Genomic DNA, 17909 nt, shown 5'->3' with positions numbered 1-17909 from the left:
CGAAAAAAGATCAAATAAGTTACGAACGGAAGTGGTCGCGGAGGGTCCCGGCGGCCTACCTCAGCGGGTGCCCGCAGGAGGACCTGACCCGCAGTTCGGGGAGCAGCGTCAGATGCCGGCGCGGTGCGGCACCACCCGCGCCGCGGGCCCGCGTCAGCCGCTCCACCAGCAGCTCCGTGGCGTGCCTTCCCACCTCGCGCTTGGGCGGGGCGACCGCCGTGAGCGGGGTGTCGGCGAGCGCCGCCACCTCGTCGTCGTACGCGATCAGCGCCAGGTCGTCCGGCACCCGTACGCCCAGCTCGGCCAGTCGCTGCACCACCTGGATCGCGTCCACGTCGTTGTGGATCAGCGCCGCCGTGGCCACCCCCGAACGGACCGCGTCGCGCAGTGCCAGTACCGCGTCCTCGAAGCCCTCCGGCGCCAGCTCCGCCGGTACGGAATCGATCACGTCCTGCGGGGCGCGCAGTCCCAGGATGCGCAGCGCCTCCTCGTACCCGGACCGCACGGCCACCGCCGTCGGGGAGTCGGCGCGGGCCATCAGCAGCGGCGCCCCGTGGCCCAGGTCCACCAGGTGGCGCACGGCCAGCAGCACCCCGTGGCCATGGTCCGAGCAGACCCGGTCCAGGGCGTCGAGCGGGGAGCCGGCCGCGGGCTGCCGTTCCAGGAGCACGGTGGGCACGGGCAGCGAGGTGATCCAGTCGCCGAACGCCGCCGGGTCGCCGGGCCGCCGCCAGCCGGGCGCGACCAGCATCCCCTCGGCGCCCGCCGCGAGCAGGCCCTCGGTGCGGGCGTGGTCCTCCTCGGGCCGGTAGTCGGAGATCCGCAGGATCAGCCGGGCCCCGGCCCGCGCGGCCGCCTCGTGCGCCCCGCGGATCACCTCGGCGAAGTAGTACGTCGCGGAGGGCGCGAGCATGCCGAGGACCAGGCCGCTGCCCGCGCCCGCGCTGCCGGGACCGGTGGCGCCCGGACCGGTGGCGGCGCCGGGCGGCGCTACGGCGTCCCGCGGCCAGGACACGGAACCGTGCACCCGGTCGAGCAGGCCCCGGACCGCCAGATCCTCGACGTCCCGGCGGATCGTGACGGGGGAGACCCCCAGCTGGGAGGCGAGGTCCGAGACCCGGGCCGAGCCCCGTTCGCGTACCAGCTCCAGCAGTCGGTCATGGCGTTCAGCAGCACTTTCGCGCACGGCAGCAGTCCCCTCGCAATGTGTGACCCGGTCTCCGGTCCGGCCGCTCCCGGAGCCCTGTCCCGACCCTAGTCCAGCGTGATCGAACGATGGCAGTTTCGATCATTCAAACGCAATCCATTGACGTTCGATCAATCGGCGTCCAGGATTCCGGCGATGCCGACCGATCGAGCGATCCGGGCCATCCGGCCGATCCCACCGACCGGCCGATCCGACCGGCTGATCCGAGCCGACCGGTTGATCCGAACCGCCCCTGACTGTTCGTACGGAGGAATTGTGAGACACCGCGTCACCGCAGCCGCGCTCGCTGCCCTGACCGCCGCCGCCGGGCTGACCGCCGCGGGAACGGGCACCGCGCAGGCCGCGCCCACCGGCCGTACCCACCACGTCGACTGCTCCGCCACCCCCGGTACGACAGCGGCCGACGGCAGCAGGGCGCGGCCCTGGACCGGTCTCGACGAGGCGAACGCCCAGACCTACGGCCCCGGCGACCGGCTGCTCTTCCGGCGCGGTGCCTCCTGCACCGGCACCCTCGCCCCGCAGGGCGGCGGCTCCGCCCGTGCCCCGTTCACCATCGCCGACTACGGCCACGGGTCCGCCCGCGCCAAGCTCGACGGCGCGGGCGCCCACGATGTCGTCCTGCTCTCCAACACGCAGTACGTCCATCTCAAGGCCCTGGAGATCACCAACGCCGACAACCCCGGCAGCGAGCGCAACGGTGTACGCCTGCGTCTCACCGACTACGGCACCGCCCGCGGCTTCAGCGTCTCGGGTCTCTACATCCATGACGTGCGCGGCGGCGACTTCAAGACGCTCACCGGCTCCAGCGCCATCCACATCGCCGTCGAGGGCAAGACGAAGGCCAGCCGGTACGACGGTCTCGACATCGGCTACAACCGGATCGAGAACGTCGACCGCGAGGGCATCTACTTCAAGTCCACCTTCTCCAAGCGCGATCTGGTCGGCCAGCAGCAGGACCCGAACGTCTACCCGGGGGAGTGGACGCCCAGCACCGGCGTCCGTATCCACCACAACACGCTGAAGTCCCTGGCGGGCGACGGCATGAAGCTGGACACCACCAGCGGCGCCCGCGTCGACCACAACAGGATCGACGGCTTCCAGCTCCGCTCGCCCTCCGCCAACGCGGGCATCTGGACCTTCAACACCGACGACACGACCATTGAGTACAACGAGGTCTCGGGCGGCGGAAACACCCACGACGGCATGTCCTTCGACGCCGACGGCGCCTCGCGGAACACCGTCTTCCAGTACAACTACAGCCACGACAACAAGGGCGGCTTCCTGCTGGTCTGCCCCTACAGCGGAGCCAAGACCATGGGCACGGTCGCCCGCTACAACGTCAGCCGCAACGACGGCGCGCGCCTCATCCAGAACTGCTGGGGCCCGATCCTCGACACCCGGATCTACAACAACACCTTCGTCAACAGCGCGGAGACGGTGCCCGGTCACCTCGTCCAGGACGACGCCGGAAGCCCCGCCACCACGCAGCACGAACTGTCCATCCGCAACAACGTCTTCGTGAGCGAGGGCACCGGCGGCTACGCCTTCAAGAACCCGACCGCCGGTCTCTCCTTCGACCACAACGCGTTCTACGGCATCGACATGACCCGCCCCAACCCCGGTGGCATCACCGCCGACCCGAAGCTGCGCCCCGACTTCCGGCTGGGCAAGGGCTCGCCCGCCCTCGCCGCCGGAACCGTGATCGAGAACAACGGCGGCAAGGACTACTTCGGCAACAGGCTGAAGCCCGGCGCCCCCAACATCGGCGCCTACGCGGGCCGCGGCATCAGGTAACGGGCCCCGCGCCCCAGCCCGCACCGCGGGCACCACACGTAACAGGGGTAACACCCGGAGAACCCCTGGCACCCATAACCGTCCACTCACTGCGGTCCGTACTTGCGGCCTGTCCTGGAGGAGACCCCTCCGAGCAGGCCGCGAGGCGTGACCTTGACCAGCCCCATCAGCGCCTTGTAGCGCGGGTCCGGAATCGACACCGACCTGCCGCGCGCCAGATCCGCGAGCGCCGACGCCACCACCTTGTCGGCGTCCAGCCACATCCAGCCCGGGATGTTGCCCGTCCCCATCCCGGCCCGCTCATGGAACTCCGTCCGCACGAAACCGGGACACAGCGCCATCAGCCGTACGCCGGACTCGGCCAGGTCCTTCGACGCGCCCTGGGTGAACTGCACGACCCACGCCTTCGACGCCCCGTACGTCCCGCGCGGCAGGAACGCCGCGACGGAGGCCACATTGATCACCCCGCCCCGGCCCCGCTCCCGCATCCCGGCCGCGGCGGCCGACGTCAGCCGCAGCACGGCCTCGCAGTGCACCTTCAGCATCGTCAGCTCATCGGACATGGGCGCATCCAGATAGCGCCCCTTGCTGCCGAACCCGGCGTTGTTGACCAGCAGATCGACCGGGTGCCGGTGATCCTCCAGCCGCGCCTCGACGGCCGCGATTCCGGTGTCCTCGGACAGATCGGCGCTCAGCACCTCGGCCTCGATGCCGTGCCGGTCGTGCAGTTCGGTGGCCTGGACCCGCAGTCGCTCGGTGTCGCGGGCCACCAGCACCAGGTTGTGCCCGTCGCCCGCGAGCCGCCGCGCGAAGGCGGCCCCGATCCCCGCCGTCGCGCCCGTAATCAGTGCAGTCGTCATACGCGGCACGTTAGTGCCCTTCACGCACCCCCGGATCACCCGCCCGGCGGCCCCTGCCGCCGCCCGGCGCAACCTGGCAGGCCGCCGCCCGGCACGACCTAGCCGGTCGTGGCCCGTCCGGTGTTCCCGTCGGCCTCGGCCTTCGGGGCGTACTCCCGCGCCTTGCGCAGCGCCTCGGGGTGCAGCGCGTCACCGGCGGCCAACAGGTGCGGCAGCAGATCCCGTTCGGTCGTCACCGCCCTGAACTGCAGAGCCACCGTGACCTCGTGGTCCGGGCGGTGCACGATCTCGACCGGATCACCCGCCCGGATGGTGCCCGGTTCGATCACCCGCAGGTACGCGCCCGGGGCAGCAGCCTCGGTGAACCGCTTGACCCACCCCTTCTCACCGAGGTGACCCGCGAACGTCCGGCACGGGATGCGGCCCGAGGTCACCTCCAGCAGCAGGCCGGAGCCGATCCGCCAGCGCTCCCCGATCTTCGCGCCGCTCACGTCGACGCCCAGGGTCGTCAGGTTCTCGCCGAACGCCCCGTTGGCCAGCGTCCGGCCGCCCAGCGCCCGCTCCCAGGCATCCAGTTCCTCGCGGGCGAAGGCGTACACCGCCTGGTCGCTGCCGCCGTGGTGCCGCAGATCGCACACCGCGTCCCCGGCGACCCCGCTGCCGCCGATGTGCTTGGGGCCGGGATCGGTGACCCGTATCGGCCCCTCGACAGGCCGTTTGTCGATCCCGGTGACGCCTTCGGAGTGCGCGGAGGCCCGGGGACGGCCCACATTTACGGTCAGCAGCTTCATGCCGTACACGCTAAGGGCTGTCCCGTGACAGCCCTTGGCCAACCACTCCCCAAAGCAACCAATCATTAATTCGCCGCTGCTACAAGATTCGCTTATGGTGGGGGAGTGATCGAAGCCCGCCATCTCCGTGTCCTGCGCGCCGTGGCCACCACCGGCTCGTTCTCCGCCGCCGCCCGCGAGCTGGGCTGCACACAGCCCGCCGTCAGCCAGCAGATGAAGGCCCTGGAGTCCTCCGCCGGCACCCCGCTGCTGATCCGTACGGGCCGCGAGATGCGCCTCACCCAGGCGGGTGAGGCACTGGTGCGGCACGCCTCCGGAATCCTGGCCGGGCTGACCGCGGCCGAGGAGGAGGTCGCCGCGATCGCCGGGCTGCGGGCGGGCCGGGTACGGCTCGTCTCGTTCCCCAGCGGCAGCTCCACCCTGGTCCCCGGCGCCCTCGCCGCGCTGCGCGCCGAGCACCCCGGCACCCGGGTCTCCCTGGTCGAGGCCGAACCGCCCCGTTCGGTGGAGATGCTGCGCGACGGCGACTGCGACATCGCCCTCGCCTTCCGGTACGGGACCTCCGGCGGCGAGTGGGACGACCTGGTCGTGCGCCCCCTGCTCACCGACCGGCTGATCGGCCTGGTTCCGGACGGGCACCGGCTGGCCGGCGCGGAGAGCGTGGGCATCGGCGAACTGGCCGAGGAGCCGTGGATCGCCGGCTGCCCGCGCTGCCGCCGTCAGCTGGTGGAGGTCTGCGAGGAGTCCGGCTTCACCCCGCGGATCGACTTCGCCACCGACGACTACCCGGCGGTGATCGGCCTGGTGGGCGCGGGTCTGGGCGTGGCGGTCCTGCCGGAGCTGGCGATCGAGTCGGTACGCCCCAAGGGGGCCCGCACCATCACGGTGGAACCGGCCATCGAGCGCGAGATCGTGGCACTGACCCTGCCGGACCTGGCGCGGGTGCCGGCGGTGGCGGCCACCCTGGACCAGCTGTCCCTGGCGGCCGCGCGCTGAACCGCCGTACGCGGAGCAGCGCGCGCCGAACCGCCGGGCGCCGAGCGACCGCTCCGGGCGGGCGGCGTCCGGAGAAACGTTTCTGCTTCAGTGGGGCGGGCTCGGGTGTCAGGCGTGTCCCGGTCCGGAGGCGACGCCCGACGGGGTCGCCGCGATCAGCCGGTTGCGTGCCCGGCCCATCAGCTCTTCGCGCTCGTCCTCGGTCAGGCCGCCCCACACTCCGTAGGGCTCCCGTACCGCCAGCGCGTGTGCCGCGCACTCGGCCCGTACCGGGCAGCGCATGCACACCTCTTTCGCCGAGGTCTCGCGAGCGCTCCGAGCCGCCCCGCGCTCACCTTCCGGGTGGAAGAACAGTGAGCTGTCGACCCCCCGGCACGCGGCCAGCAGCTGCCAGTCCCACAGGTCTGCGTTGGGTCCGGGAAGGCGGGAGAAATCTGCCATTGCTTGTCCCCTCGAAACCGTGCTGTGTCGGAAACGGCATCCTCGACCGTCCGGATCTTCGGTGGCCGGAGTTCCGACCGTACATCTACGGTCTTAGTAGATGTAAATATGACTGATTGCGAATCTAGCCACAGACACCAGCAAAAGGGAAGAAAACCCGCCAAATAGGGCACGCCTTCAGGTGAAGATGAGGTTGACGGCTGGATCAATCGCGCCGCTCTCCTCCGTGTCCGGCCCTTCACGTAGAGTGCCGAACCCGAGGGTCCGACCCGTAACTCTTTCGAGTGACCATCGTTGAGAGTGCGGAGGCGGTTGACGGAGATCGAGCTCGGGCACATGTCCGAGGGGGTCAACCGCACAGGTGACGACTTGTATCAGCCTGGAGGCTCAAGGTGACGCGCATCAGCTGCGGAGGACGGTCATGACATCCGTCCTCGTCTGCGACGACTCCCCGCTTGCCCGAGAAGCGCTCCGTCGCGCGGTGGCCACTGTGCCCGGCGTCGAGCGCGTGACGACGGCGGCCAACGGCGAGGAAGTCCTCCGCCGCTGGGGAGCCGATCGTTCGGATCTGATTCTGATGGACGTACGCATGCCCGGTCTGGGGGGTGTGGAGACGGTCCGGCGGCTGCTCTCCGCGGATCCCGGGGCCCGGATCATCATGCTGACCGTCGCCGAGGACCTGGACGGGGTCGCGCTCGCGGTCGCCGCCGGTGCCCGCGGCTATCTGCACAAGGACGCCTCGCGCGCGGAGCTGCGGGCCACCGTGACCCAGGCGCTGGCCGATCCGACGTGGCGGCTCGCCCCGCGTCGGCTGCGGTCCGCCGAGATGGGTGCGGCCCCGACGCTCACCGCGCGGGAGATCCAGGTGCTCGAAGGCATGAGCCACGGCCGCTCCAACGCGGAGATCGGGCGCGAGCTCTTCCTCTCCGAGGACACGGTGAAGACGCACGCCAGGCGGCTGTTCAAGAAGCTCGGCGCCTCGGACCGTGCCCATGCCGTGGCGCTCGGCTTCCGTTGGGGTCTGGTCCGCTGAGGGCGGGCCGTCCCCGGTGGCCGAGGCCGTCCCCGTCCGCACACCGGCGGACGGGGTGACGGGACCGGCGAGGGCCATGAGCCCGTCGCCGGACCCTCCGTACCAGCGCTGTGTGACGCTTCCCGGCCGATGACGCATCCTTGAGTCGTGGAGTTCCTCAGGAACGATTCGGACGAGCGGAAGGGGAGGGCGCAGGACATGACATCCGGCGCACCCGCTCATAACGCTTCGGTGCACAACTCAGGACGCGGTGGAGCGGACCAGGCGGCACCAAGGCACCATGGTCCGATGCGCGACGACGAGACAACGGTGATCGGTGCTCTGGTGCACCGTGCCGTCGACGGCGACGCGCAGGCCACCCACGATCTGCTGGCCCATGTCCACCCCCTCGCCCTGCGCTATTGCAGGTCCCGGCTGAACCGGCTGCCCGGTGATGCTCGCCACTTCGTGGAGGACCTCGCGCAGGAGGTCTGCGTCGCGGTGCTGATGGCGCTGCCGCGCTACAAGGACACCGGCAGACCCTTCGAAGCCTTCGTCTTCGCCATCGCGGGGCACAAGGTCGCCGACCTCCAGCGCGCCGCCATGCGGCACCCGGGATTGACGGCCGTCCCCTCCGACGAGATGCCGGAGCGGCCCGACGATTCGCTCGGCCCCGAGGAGCGTGCGCTGCTCAGCAGCGATGCCGCCTGGGCGAAGAAGCTCCTCGCCAACCTCCCGGAGAATCAGCGCGAACTGCTGGTCCTGCGGGTCGCGGTCGGGCTGACCGCCGAGGAGACCGGACAGATGCTCGGGATGTCGCCGGGCGCGGTCCGGGTCGCCCAGCACCGCGCGCTGAGCAGACTGCGGGCTCTCGCCGAGCAGTAGGGCCACAGGGACCGCGACCGAGATCAGGAGCAGGATCGCGACCGGGATCGGGATCAGGATCGGTGGACGTGTCACGGTGCCGGAAAGCGTGTCGCGACGCCGGAGAATGTGTCGTAGGAACTGACAAAAGTTCTTACTGATCTTGATCGTGGAATGAGACGCCCGTGGAGCCCGTTAGCATGGACATCCGCACCGATCAAGGCCATTTGGGGAAGGTGTCATGACTGCAAACGTCGACGGAGTGCCCGAGAAATTCGCGACGCTCGGGCTGACATACGACGACGTGCTGCTGCTGCCCGGCGCGTCCGACATGGCGCCCGATCAGATCGATACCTCCTCGTACATCTCGAAGAACGTGCGGGTGAACATCCCGCTGCTCTCCGCAGCGATGGACAAGGTCACCGAAGCACGCATGGCGATCGCCATGGCCCGGCAGGGTGGTGCGGGCGTACTGCACCGCAACCTCTCCATCGCCGACCAGGCCAACCAGGTCGACCTGGTCAAGCGCTCCGAGTCCGGCATGGTCACCGACCCGATCACGGTGCACCCCGATGCCACGCTCAGCGAGGCCAACGACCTGTGCGCCAAGTTCCGCATCAGCGGTGTCCCGGTCACCGACCCGGCGGGCAAGCTCCTCGGCATCGTCACCAACCGTGACATGGCCTTCGAGCCCGACCGCACGCGCCAGGTGCGCGAGGTCATGACGCCGATGCCGCTGGTCACGGGCAAGGTCGGCATCTCCGGCGTGGACGCCATGGAGCTGCTGCGCCGCCACAAGATCGAGAAGCTGCCGCTGGTCGACGAGTCGGGTGTCCTCAAGGGCCTCATCACCGTCAAGGACTTCGTCAAGGCCGAGAAGTACCCGAACGCGGCCAAGGACAAGGGAGGCCGGCTGCTCGTCGGCGCGGCCGTCGGTGTGGCGGGCGACGCCTACGAGCGCGCCCAGGCACTCATCGAGGCGGGCGTCGACTTCCTCGTCGTCGACACCGCCCACGGCCACTCCCGGCTGGTCGGCGACATGGTCGCCAAGATCAAGTCGAACGGGACGGTCGATGTCATCGGCGGCAACATCGCCACCCGTGACGGCGCCCAGGCGCTGATCGACGCCGGTGTGGACGGCATCAAGGTCGGCGTCGGCCCCGGCTCCATCTGCACCACCCGCGTGGTCGCCGGTATCGGCGTCCCGCAGGTCACCGCGATCTACGAGGCGTCCCTCGCCGCCAAGGCGGCCGGTGTCCCGGTGATCGGCGACGGCGGCCTCCAGTATTCCGGTGACATCGCCAAGGCCCTGGTGGCCGGAGCGGACACCGTGATGCTCGGCTCGCTGCTCGCGGGCTGCGAGGAGTCCCCGGGCGAGCTGCTGTTCATCAACGGCAAGCAGTTCAAGTCGTACCGCGGCATGGGTTCGCTGGCCGCGATGCAGACCCGTGGCGACCGGAAGTCCTTCTCCAAGGACCGGTACTTCCAGGAGGGTGTCGCCTCCGACGAGAAGCTGGTCCCCGAAGGCATCGAGGGTCAGGTGCCCTACCGGGGTCCGCTCTCCGCGGTCGTCCACCAGCTCACCGGCGGTCTGCGCCAGTCGATGTTCTACGTCGGCGGCCGCACCGTCCCGGAGCTCCAGGCCAACGGCCGGTTCGTACGGATCACCTCGGCGGGTCTCAAGGAGAGCCACCCGCACGACATCCAGATGACGGTCGAAGCGCCGAACTACAGCAGGAAGTAACGCATCACCGCAGGTGAGGGGCGGACCGGTGTTCCCGGGACCGCCCCTCACGTGTGTGTCGGGGATACTGGTCAGCGCAGACGTAGAGGGAAAGGCCACATCATCGTGACTGAGATCGAGATCGGGCGCGGCAAGCGCGGCCGCCGGGCGTACGCATTCGACGACATCGCCGTCGTACCGAGCCGCCGCACGCGCGACCCGAAGGAGGTCTCGATCGCCTGGCAGATCGACGCCTACCGCTTCGAGCTGCCGTTCCTGGCCGCACCCATGGACTCCGTGGTCTCTCCGCAGCACGCCATCCGGATCGGCGAGCTCGGCGGCCTGGGCGTTCTCAACCTGGAAGGGCTGTGGACCCGGCACGCCGACCCGCAGCCGCTGCTCGACGAGATCGCCGAGATGCCCGTCGAGTCCGCGACCCGCAGGCTCCAGGAGATCTACGCCGCTCCCATCCAGGAGGAGCTGATCGGGCAGCGCATCAAGGAGGTGCGCGACTCCGGGGTCGTCACCGCCGCCGCGCTCTCGCCGCAGCGCACCGCGCAGTTCTCCAAGGCCGTCGTCGACGCGGGTGTGGACATCTTCGTGATCCGCGGTACGACGGTCTCCGCCGAGCATGTCTCGGGCGCGGCCGAGCCGCTCAACCTGAAGCAGTTCATCTACGAGCTGGACGTCCCGGTGATCGTCGGCGGCTGCGCCACGTACACCGCTGCCCTGCACCTGATGCGTACCGGCGCGGCCGGTGTCCTCGTCGGCTTCGGTGGCGGCGCCGCGCACACCACGCGCAACGTCTTCGGCATCCAGGTCCCGATGGCGACCGCGGTCGCCGATGTGGCCGGGGCCCGCCGTGACTACATGGACGAGTCCGGTGGCCGGTACGTGCACGTCATCGCGGACGGCGGCGTCGGCTGGTCCGGCGACCTGCCGAAGGCCATCGCCTGCGGTGCGGACGCCGTGATGATGGGCTCCCCGCTGGCCCGTGCGACGGACGCCCCGGGGCGTGGCCGGCACTGGGGCATGGAGGCGGTCCACGAGGACGTGCCGCGCGGCAAGCTGGTGGACCTGGGCTCGGTCGGGACGACGGAGGAGGTCCTCACCGGGCCTTCGCACACCCCCGACGGCTCGATGAACATCTTCGGCGCACTGCGCCGTGCAATGGCCACCACGGGCTACAGCGACCTCAAGGAGTTCCAGCGCGTCGAGGTGACGGTGGCGGACTCGCAGCACCGCCGCTGACGTCGGACACGCCTTCAGGCGTACGCGAGGAAGGGCCCGGACCACCGTGAGGTGGTCCGGGCCCTTCCGTATGCCGCATGCCGTGTGACGTCGTCCGGGGCGCGGTGCCGCGCCGCCGGTCCGTCCGGGTGAGCGGCGGGTGTCAGCCGGCCTTCTTGGCGCCACCGATCGCGGCGATCGGGCCGAGCGCGAGGAAGAGGTAGGTCATGAAGTCGGACTCTTCCTTCCAGAGCTTCGTCACCACGTCGAAGTGGTCGAAGAAGACCTCGGAGAACGACATGCCCGCCACGTCCGCCATGATCATCGACATGCCGACGAGCTGGCCGAGGTAGACGCCGCCGAGGGAGAAGAGGGCCGCCGCGCCGATGACGGCCGGGTTGCTCCCGCCGACCTTGCTCGCCGCGAAGCCGACGAGGAAGCCGACGCCGACCGCGGCGTAACCGACCTCGCGCTCGATGGAGCCCGCGATCACGCCGTACAGGATGCCCGCGAGGATCGCGGCGCCCAGCGCGGCGAGCACACCGAGCCCGATGTTGTTGCGCGCCGGGGGTGCCGGGGCGAAGGGGGCGCCGCCGCCGAACTGGGCGGGCTGCTGGCCCGCGAAGGGGTTGCCGGTGGGGGCGGCCGGCTGCTGGCCGTACGGGTTGCCGGTCGGGGCGCCGGGCTGGCCGGGCTGCGGCTGGCTCGCGTACGGGTTCCCGTCGGCGGGCTGGCCGCCGTAAGGCTGCTGGGGCTGGTTGGGCGGCGGCACGGGCTGGCTCACGGTGGTTCTCCCCCTGGGGACGTATCCGCACGACTGTGCGAGATGTGACGCCGCAGGCTAGCAGCAGGTTCCGACAACGCCCACCGAAATCGTTGGGGCGGCTGGCCTGGAAGGGGTTCGGTGTCCGTCGGGGGACCGTTTCAGAGCCGGTGCGCGGCTCCGGCCGGAGTGGCGCCCCGGGTGTCCAGGAGGAGTTGGGCCTTCACCGCGAGGCCCTGGAGGTCGTACGTGCGGTGCTGCTGGAGCAGCAGGGTCAGGTCGGCGCTGGCGGCGGCCTCGTACAGCGAGTCGGCGCGCGGGACGGGGAGTTCACGTACCCGCCAGTCCAGGACGTGCGGGTCGTGGTAGCCGATCTGCGCACCCATGTCCATCAGCCGGGTCGCGATCTCGCGGGCGGGGGACGCCTCCTGGTCGGCGCTGTCCGGCTTGTAGGTGACGCCGAGGAGCAGCACCCGGGCGCCGCGTACGGACTTGCCGTGTTCGTTCAGCAGGGTCGCGCAGCGCTGGATCACATAGCTCGGCATCCGGTCGTTGATCTCCTGGGCCAGCGAGACCATGCGCAACGGGTGGCCGGGGGTGCGCGTGCTGTACGGGAGGTAGCCGGGATCGACCGGGGAGCCGTGGCCGCCGACGCCGGGGCCGGGGCGGAAGGGCTGGAAGCCGAAGGGCTTGGTCTCGGCGCACCGGATGACGTCCCACAGATCGACGCCGAGGTCGTGGCAGAGCACCGCCATCTCGTTGACGAGGGCGATGTTGACGTGCCGGAAGTTGGTCTCCAGGACCTTCGTCATCTCGGCCTCGCGCGGGCCGCGGGCCCGGACGACCTTGTCGGTGAGCCGGCCGTAGAAGGCGGCGGCCGACTCGGTGCACGCGGGGGTGAGCCCGCCGATGACCTTGGGGGTGTTGGCGTAGACGTGGGTGCGGTTGCCGGGGTCGAGCCGGCTGGGGGAGCAGGCGAGGTGGAAGTCGCGTCCGGCGCGCAGGCCCGAGCCCTCTTCGAGGAGCGGGAGCAGGAAGTTCTCGGTGGTGCCCGGGGGGACGGCCGATTCCAGCAGGACGGTGGTGTGCGGGCGCAGCCGGGCGGCCAGTGCGCGGGCCGCGTCGCCGAGGGCGGTGAGGTCGAGGGTGCGGTCGGCGCCGAGCGGGGTCGGGGAGCAGATCACGGCGGTACGGACCCGGCCCAGTTCGGCCGCGCTGGTGGTGGGGCGGAAGCCCCCGGAGAGCATCCGGCGGATGTCGGAGGCGGTGAGGGAGCCCTCGACGGGGGTGCGGCCCGCGGCGAGTTCCGTGCAGGGGCGTGGGTCGGTGTCGTAACCGACGGTGTCGATGCCGGCGGCGACGGCGGCCTGGGCGAGGGGCAGGCCGAGGTGACCGAGTCCGATGACGGCGAGGTCTGCGGGCATGTCGAGGCCGTCCTTCCCTAAGACCAAGAAGACAGAAAGCGCAACCGCTGGGGACAGCGCAATGTCAGACTAGGCGTAAATATGACCTATATGTCGCATTGTGTGGCTCCAGTCGCGGGGGTGTTGTCCACAGGCGGTGGCTGAAGTCGCCGACCGCGGACAGAATCGAGAGGTGGGCGCGGACGCCCCGGCCTCCCCGGCCGGGCGGCACCTCCGCGCCCGACCACCCCGATCTACCGGGAGGCAGCAGTGAGGACAGCGACACTGGGACCCGCGGAGCGCGCCACGGCGCTCGCCGCGATGGCCGAGCGCGAACTGGACGTGCTGGTCGTGGGGGCGGGCGTGGTCGGCGCCGGGACGGCGCTGGACGCCGTGACCAGAGGGCTCTCGACGGGGCTGGTCGAGGCCCGTGACTGGGCATCCGGCACATCGAGCCGGTCGAGCAAACTGATCCACGGCGGGCTGCGCTATCTGGAGATGCTCGACTTCGCGCTCGTGCGCGAGGCACTGAAGGAGCGCGGACTGCTTCTGGAGCGGCTCGCCCCGCACCTGGTGAAGCCGGTGCCCTTCCTCTACCCGTTGCAGCACAAGGGCTGGGAGCGGCTCTACGCGGGCTCCGGCGTCGCGCTGTACGACGCGATGTCCATCTCGTCGGGCCATGGCCGCGGGCTGCCGGTGCACCGCCACCTCTCCCGCCGGCACGCCCTGCGGGTCGCGCCCGCGCTGAAGCGGGACGCCCTGGTCGGAGCCCTGCAGTACTACGACGCGCAGATGGACGACGCCCGCTATGTGGCGGCCCTGGTGCGCACCGCCGCCGGATACGGCGCCCATGTGGCGAACCGGGCCCGGGTGATCGGCTTCCTGCGGGAGGGCGAGCGGGTCGTCGGGGCTCGGGTGCAGGATGTCGAAGGGGGCGGGGAGTACGAGGTCCGGGCCAAACAGGTGGTCAACGCGACCGGGGTGTGGACGGACGACACCCAGGCGCTGATCGGCGAGCGCGGGCAGTTCCACGTCCGGGCGTCGAAGGGCATCCACCTGGTCGTCCCCAAGGACCGCATCCACTCCTCGACCGGGCTGATCCTGCGCACCGAGAAGTCCGTGCTGTTCGTGATCCCGTGGGGCCGCCACTGGATCATCGGGACGACGGACACCGACTGGGACCTCGACAAGGCCCACCCGGCGGCGTCCAGCGCCGACATCGACTATCTGCTCGAACACGTCAACTCGGTGCTCTCCACCCCGCTGACCAGGGACGACGTCCAGGGTGTCTACGCCGGGCTGCGGCCGTTGCTGGCCGGTGAGTCCGACGCGACCAGCAAGCTCTCGCGCGAGCACACGGTGGCGCACCCGGTCCCCGGACTCGTGGTCGTCGCGGGCGGCAAGTACACGACGTACCGGGTGATGGCGAAGGACGCCGTGGACGAGGCGGTGCACGGCCTCGACCAGCGGGTCGCGGCCTGTGTCACCGAGGACATCCCGCTGCTGGGCGCCGAGGGCTACCGGGCCCTGTGGAACGCCCGCGCCAGGATCGCGGCCCGGACCGGCATCCATGTCGCCCGGGTGGAGCATCTGCTGAACCGGTACGGCTCAATGGTCGAGGAGCTTCTGGAGCTGATCGCGGCAGACCCCTCACTGGGTGAACCGCTGGCCGCCGCGGACGACTATCTGCGGGCCGAGATCGTCTACGCCGCCTCGCACGAGGGGGCCGGACATCTCGACGACGTACTGACCCGGCGCACCCGGATCTCCATCGAGACCTTCGACCGGGGCACCCGCTCCGCGCGGGAGTGCGCGGAGCTGATGGCGCCGGTGCTGGGCTGGGACGAGGGGCGGATCGAGCGGGAGGTCGAGCACTACGAGAAGCGGGTGGAGGCGGAGCGGGAGTCGCAGCGGCAGCCGGACGACCTGACGGCGGACGCGGCACGGCTCGGCGCTCCGGACATCGTGCCGATCGAGTGACCTGAATCAGCGAGGGGCGGCGCGGCCTCCGCCGGGGAAGGGCCGGTGCGGGGAGCGGGGTCGGCCGCGGCGGAACTCCGCTTCCAGCAGGGCCGGTTCCGGAGCTCGCCGGTGTGGGTGAGCAGGGAGCGGGTGATGCGACGCCCGTCGTTGCCGTGGCCGCGTATCGGACCGGGCGGATACCGGTCGACCGGGACCGGCGGCTTCAGCCCGCCCTCCCGGACGAGTTGGAGGACCACCGGCGCGACGAACGTCCTGGTGATGCTGCCCGCCCGGAACCGGGCGTCGGGTCGGGCGTCGGGTCGGGCGTCGGGTCGGACTCCGGGTCGACTCCGGGTCGGGCGTCGGGCCCGACTCCGGGTCGGGCGTCGGGCCCGACTCCGGGTCGGACGCCCGGGTCCGGCCGAGGAGTGCACGGGGTGCGGGGAGGAGGAATTCCGGGCCGGCAGGGGCGCCGCCGGGGCCCCGTCCTGGACGACGAGGCGGGGCGGGTAGGAGGCTGCGGGCGTGAGGTGTGGTTCGCTGGGCAGGCTCGCCGTTCCCAGGACGAGCGGAGAAAACACCGGCAGGGCGGCGGACAATGCCCTGCGTATCGGCATGACGGGGGATCCCTTTCCTCCGGCCACATCATGGCGGACCACGGACCCGGCACCAGGACCGGTCCCGGGGTGAGGGACAATGAACGCTCTGCCAGGGCGGGTTGATCGCAGAGGGGACGCATGTCGGAGGCGGAGCAGGCACGGGAGCCCCAAGGGGACAAGGAAGGTCGTCTTCTCGCGGGGCGTTACCGGCTCGGGGAGGTGCTCGGCCGGGGCGGCATGGGCACGGTCCACCGCGCTGCCGACGAGACGCTGGGCCGCACGGTCGCGGTCAAGGAACTGCGCTTCCCGTCGGCCATCGACGACGAGGAGAAGCGCCGTCTGATCACGCGCACCCTGCGTGAGGCGAAGGCGATCGCACGGATCCGCAACAACGGCGCGGTGACCGTCTACGACGTGGTCGACGAGGACGACCGGCCGTGGATCGTCATGGAACTGATCGAGGGCAAGTCGCTCGCCGAGGCGATCCGCGAGGACGGGACGCTGACACCCAGGCGCGCCGCGGAGGTCGGGCTCGCCATCCTCGACGTGCTGCGCTCGGCGCACCGCGAGGGCATCCTGCACCGCGATGTGAAGCCGTCCAACGTGCTGATCTCCGAGGACGGCCGCGTCGTACTCACCGACTTCGGCATCGCCCAGGTCGAGGGGGACCCGTCGGTCACCTCGACCGGCATGCTCGTCGGCGCCCCCTCGTACATCTCGCCGGAGCGGGCCCGCGGCCACAAGCCGGGGCCGCCCGCCGACCTGTGGTCGCTCGGCGGACTGCTGTACGCGAGCGTCGAGGGCTGCCCGCCGTACGACAAGGGATCGGCGATCGCGACCCTCACGGCGGTGATGACCGAACCGGTCGACCCGCCCAAGAATGCGGGCCCGCTGCTGGAGAAGGTCATCTACGGCCTGCTTGCCAGGGACCCCGACCAGCGGCTGGACGACGCCGGGGCACGGGCCCTGCTCAACGCCGTGATCAACGCTCCGGACCTCCCGGTGCCCCCGCCGGCCGACTCCACCCAGGTCATGGCGCTGCCGGTGGACGTCGACGCCGGGAGCGCCACCAGGAAGCCGCCGAAGGTGCCCAAGCCGGCCGCCAGGTCCGGTGAGTCCGGCGAGGGCGCCCGCGACCGGCTGCGCGGAGCCCTGCGCTCCGTGCGGAACGCGAAGCCGACGCCGGGCCTCGCGGCGGGAGCGGGAGCCGCTGCCGCCACCGCCTCGGCGTCCGGGCCGGCCGGTGCGGCCACCCCGGCCGAACCGTCGACGAAGCCCGGGACCCGCCCCCGGAGCCCCGCGACGGCTTCCGCGGCATCGCCCGCCGCGGCCCCCACGCCCGCCCCCGCGGCCCCCGCGAAGCCCCCGAAGGCGCCGGTCACCGCGGCAGCGGTACCGCCGCAGCGCCCCCCGGCCCCGTCGGCCGCCCCCGCCGTCCGCGCGTCCCTCACGGACGTGGTGCCCCGCCGTACGCTCGTGATCATCGCGGCCGTCGTGGCGCTCGCCATCCTCGGCACGGTGCTCGCGATCGCCCTCTCCGGGGGCGACGACAAGGACAGCCGGAACGGCGGTTCGGGCAAGGGCGACACGTCCGTCTCGGCGGGCGGTTCCGGTGAGGGCAAGGGGGACGGCCAGAAGGAGGGCCAGGGCCAGAGCGACGGCAAGCCTTCCGAGCAGCCGTCCGGGGACCCGGCGGCCAAGGACCCGAAGACGGACGCGCCGCCCCCGGCCGACGCGCTGCCCGCCGGGTACGAGAAGGTCACCGACAAGCGGTTCCACTTCGACATGGCGATGCCCGAGGACTTCGAGCGCGATGCCATAGCGGGGCAGAATTCCGGCGGGATCTACAACGCCGACGGCGGTTTCCCGCGCGTCCAGGTCGACTTCAACGGATCGCCGAGGGACGACGCGGCCGCGGCATGGGCGGGGGCCGTGGCGGGTACCAAAGCCCTCAGCAACGGCTACAAGCACCTCGGCATCAAGAAGGTCGACTTCAACGGCTACCCGACCGTGGCCGACTGGAGTTTCGAGCGCGACCAGAAGGGCATCCGGGTCCGGGTGCTGAACCGCGGCTTCAAGGTCGACGCCAAGCGCGGCTACTCGATCATGGTCAGCTGCAAGGCGAGCGAGTGGGACGGCACGGAGTGCCGGACGCTGCGCGAGACGGCGTTCGCCACGTTCAAGCCCACGGACTGACCGTCGGACGGCCGGGTTGCCGCGACCCGGCCGCGTGGCCCCGGCTTGCCACGTATCGTAAGAGACAA

General features: G+C 71.1%; 15 protein-coding genes. 8 read left to right on the top strand and 7 right to left on the bottom strand.

Features of this window, described 5'->3' with window-relative positions; all coding sequences use genetic code 11:
• Positions 1 to 55: 55 nt before the first annotated feature.
• Positions 56 to 1186, bottom strand: a complete 1131-nt coding sequence (locus A6A29_RS02890) for a substrate-binding domain-containing protein (protein WP_073718305.1) — start codon at positions 1184 to 1186, stop codon at positions 56 to 58.
• Between the two features lie 276 nt (positions 1187 to 1462).
• On the opposite strand from A6A29_RS02890, the gene A6A29_RS02885 reads away from it, so the two are divergent.
• Positions 1463 to 3001, top strand: coding sequence for a right-handed parallel beta-helix repeat-containing protein (locus tag A6A29_RS02885; RefSeq protein ID WP_158074360.1), 1539 nt, complete (start codon positions 1463 to 1465; stop codon positions 2999 to 3001).
• Between the two features lie 86 nt (positions 3002 to 3087).
• Here A6A29_RS02885 and A6A29_RS02880 read toward each other — a convergent pair whose 3' ends face one another.
• Both A6A29_RS02880 and A6A29_RS02875 read right to left on the bottom strand, forming a co-directional pair.
• Positions 3088 to 3861, bottom strand: a complete 774-nt coding sequence (locus A6A29_RS02880) for an SDR family NAD(P)-dependent oxidoreductase (RefSeq protein WP_073718304.1) — start codon at positions 3859 to 3861, stop codon at positions 3088 to 3090.
• Between the two features lie 98 nt (positions 3862 to 3959).
• Complete coding sequence (locus A6A29_RS02875) at positions 3960 to 4652, bottom strand: MOSC domain-containing protein (RefSeq protein ID WP_073718964.1); 693 nt, start codon at positions 4650 to 4652, stop codon at positions 3960 to 3962.
• A 105-nt stretch (positions 4653 to 4757) separates the two neighbouring features.
• Here A6A29_RS02875 and A6A29_RS02870 point away from each other — a divergent pair, with 105 nt between their 5' ends.
• Complete coding sequence (locus tag A6A29_RS02870) at positions 4758 to 5648, top strand: LysR family transcriptional regulator (protein WP_073718303.1); 891 nt, start codon at positions 4758 to 4760, stop codon at positions 5646 to 5648.
• Between the two features lie 108 nt (positions 5649 to 5756).
• Here A6A29_RS02870 and A6A29_RS02865 read toward each other — a convergent pair whose 3' ends face one another.
• Positions 5757 to 6089, bottom strand: a complete 333-nt coding sequence (locus A6A29_RS02865) for a WhiB family transcriptional regulator (protein ID WP_073718302.1) — start codon at positions 6087 to 6089, stop codon at positions 5757 to 5759.
• 421 nt (positions 6090 to 6510) lie between these two features.
• Here A6A29_RS02865 and A6A29_RS02860 point away from each other — a divergent pair, with 421 nt between their 5' ends.
• The 4 genes from A6A29_RS02860 to A6A29_RS02845 all read left to right on the top strand — a co-directional run bounded on the left by A6A29_RS02860 (position 6511) and on the right by A6A29_RS02845 (position 10939).
• Complete coding sequence (locus A6A29_RS02860; protein WP_003948568.1) at positions 6511 to 7122, top strand: response regulator transcription factor; 612 nt, start codon at positions 6511 to 6513, stop codon at positions 7120 to 7122.
• A 288-nt stretch (positions 7123 to 7410) separates the two neighbouring features.
• Positions 7411 to 7986, top strand: a complete 576-nt coding sequence (locus A6A29_RS02855; RefSeq protein ID WP_073718301.1) for a sigma-70 family RNA polymerase sigma factor — start codon at positions 7411 to 7413, stop codon at positions 7984 to 7986.
• Positions 7987 to 8206: 220 nt separating this feature from the next.
• The gene (guaB, locus tag A6A29_RS02850; protein WP_073718300.1) at positions 8207 to 9709 is read left to right on the top strand and encodes an IMP dehydrogenase; all 1503 of its coding nucleotides are present in this window, start codon (positions 8207 to 8209) and stop codon (positions 9707 to 9709) included.
• Positions 9710 to 9814: 105 nt separating this feature from the next.
• Positions 9815 to 10939 (top strand): GuaB3 family IMP dehydrogenase-related protein, encoded by a 1125-nt coding sequence (locus A6A29_RS02845; protein WP_003966886.1) that lies wholly within the window; start codon positions 9815 to 9817, stop codon positions 10937 to 10939.
• Positions 10940 to 11081: 142 nt separating this feature from the next.
• Here the strand turns inward: A6A29_RS02845 and A6A29_RS02840 are convergent, their stop codons facing one another.
• Positions 11082 to 11702, bottom strand: a complete 621-nt coding sequence (locus A6A29_RS02840; protein ID WP_073718299.1) for a hypothetical protein — start codon at positions 11700 to 11702, stop codon at positions 11082 to 11084.
• A gap of 140 nt (positions 11703 to 11842) precedes the next feature.
• Entirely contained in the window at positions 11843 to 13105 is a 1263-nt protein-coding gene (locus A6A29_RS02835) for a nucleotide sugar dehydrogenase (protein ID WP_073718298.1), read from the bottom strand.
• A 249-nt stretch (positions 13106 to 13354) separates the two neighbouring features.
• Between A6A29_RS02835 and A6A29_RS02830 the strand changes: the two genes are divergently transcribed.
• Complete coding sequence (locus A6A29_RS02830; protein WP_073718297.1) at positions 13355 to 15064, top strand: glycerol-3-phosphate dehydrogenase/oxidase; 1710 nt, start codon at positions 13355 to 13357, stop codon at positions 15062 to 15064.
• Here the strand turns inward: A6A29_RS02830 and A6A29_RS02825 are convergent.
• Complete coding sequence (locus tag A6A29_RS02825) at positions 14959 to 15663, bottom strand: serine hydrolase (protein WP_079182545.1); 705 nt, start codon at positions 15661 to 15663, stop codon at positions 14959 to 14961. The genes A6A29_RS02830 and A6A29_RS02825 overlap by 106 nt on opposite strands.
• Positions 15664 to 15783: 120 nt before the next feature.
• On the opposite strand from A6A29_RS02825, the gene A6A29_RS02820 reads away from it, so the two are divergent.
• Positions 15784 to 17841, top strand: a complete 2058-nt coding sequence (locus A6A29_RS02820; protein WP_073718295.1) for a serine/threonine-protein kinase — start codon at positions 15784 to 15786, stop codon at positions 17839 to 17841.
• Positions 17842 to 17909 lie beyond the last annotated feature (68 nt).

Origin of the sequence: Streptomyces sp. TSRI0281, from assembly GCF_001905125.1 — a bacterium.
Lineage (GTDB): Bacteria > Actinomycetota > Actinomycetes > Streptomycetales > Streptomycetaceae > Streptomyces.
Note: the sequence above shows the minus strand (reverse complement) of the source record. Positions and strands in the feature narration are given on the sequence as shown.

Coding starts and splice junctions, on each gene's coding strand:
- A6A29_RS02835 (WP_073718298.1), bottom strand. CDS start 13,105: ATGCCCGCAGACCTCGCCGTCATCGGACTCGGTCACCTCGGCCTGCCC.
- A6A29_RS02875 (WP_073718964.1), bottom strand. CDS start 4,652: ATGAAGCTGCTGACCGTAAATGTGGGCCGTCCCCGGGCCTCCGCGCAC.
- A6A29_RS02855 (WP_073718301.1), top strand. CDS start 7,411: ATGCGCGACGACGAGACAACGGTGATCGGTGCTCTGGTGCACCGTGCC.
- A6A29_RS02860 (WP_003948568.1), top strand. CDS start 6,511: ATGACATCCGTCCTCGTCTGCGACGACTCCCCGCTTGCCCGAGAAGCG.
- A6A29_RS02880 (WP_073718304.1), bottom strand. CDS start 3,861: ATGACGACTGCACTGATTACGGGCGCGACGGCGGGGATCGGGGCCGCC.
- A6A29_RS02825 (WP_079182545.1), bottom strand. CDS start 15,663: ATGCCGATACGCAGGGCATTGTCCGCCGCCCTGCCGGTGTTTTCTCCG.
- guaB (WP_073718300.1), top strand. CDS start 8,207: ATGACTGCAAACGTCGACGGAGTGCCCGAGAAATTCGCGACGCTCGGG.
- A6A29_RS02820 (WP_073718295.1), top strand. CDS start 15,784: ATGTCGGAGGCGGAGCAGGCACGGGAGCCCCAAGGGGACAAGGAAGGT.
- A6A29_RS02865 (WP_073718302.1), bottom strand. CDS start 6,089: ATGGCAGATTTCTCCCGCCTTCCCGGACCCAACGCAGACCTGTGGGAC.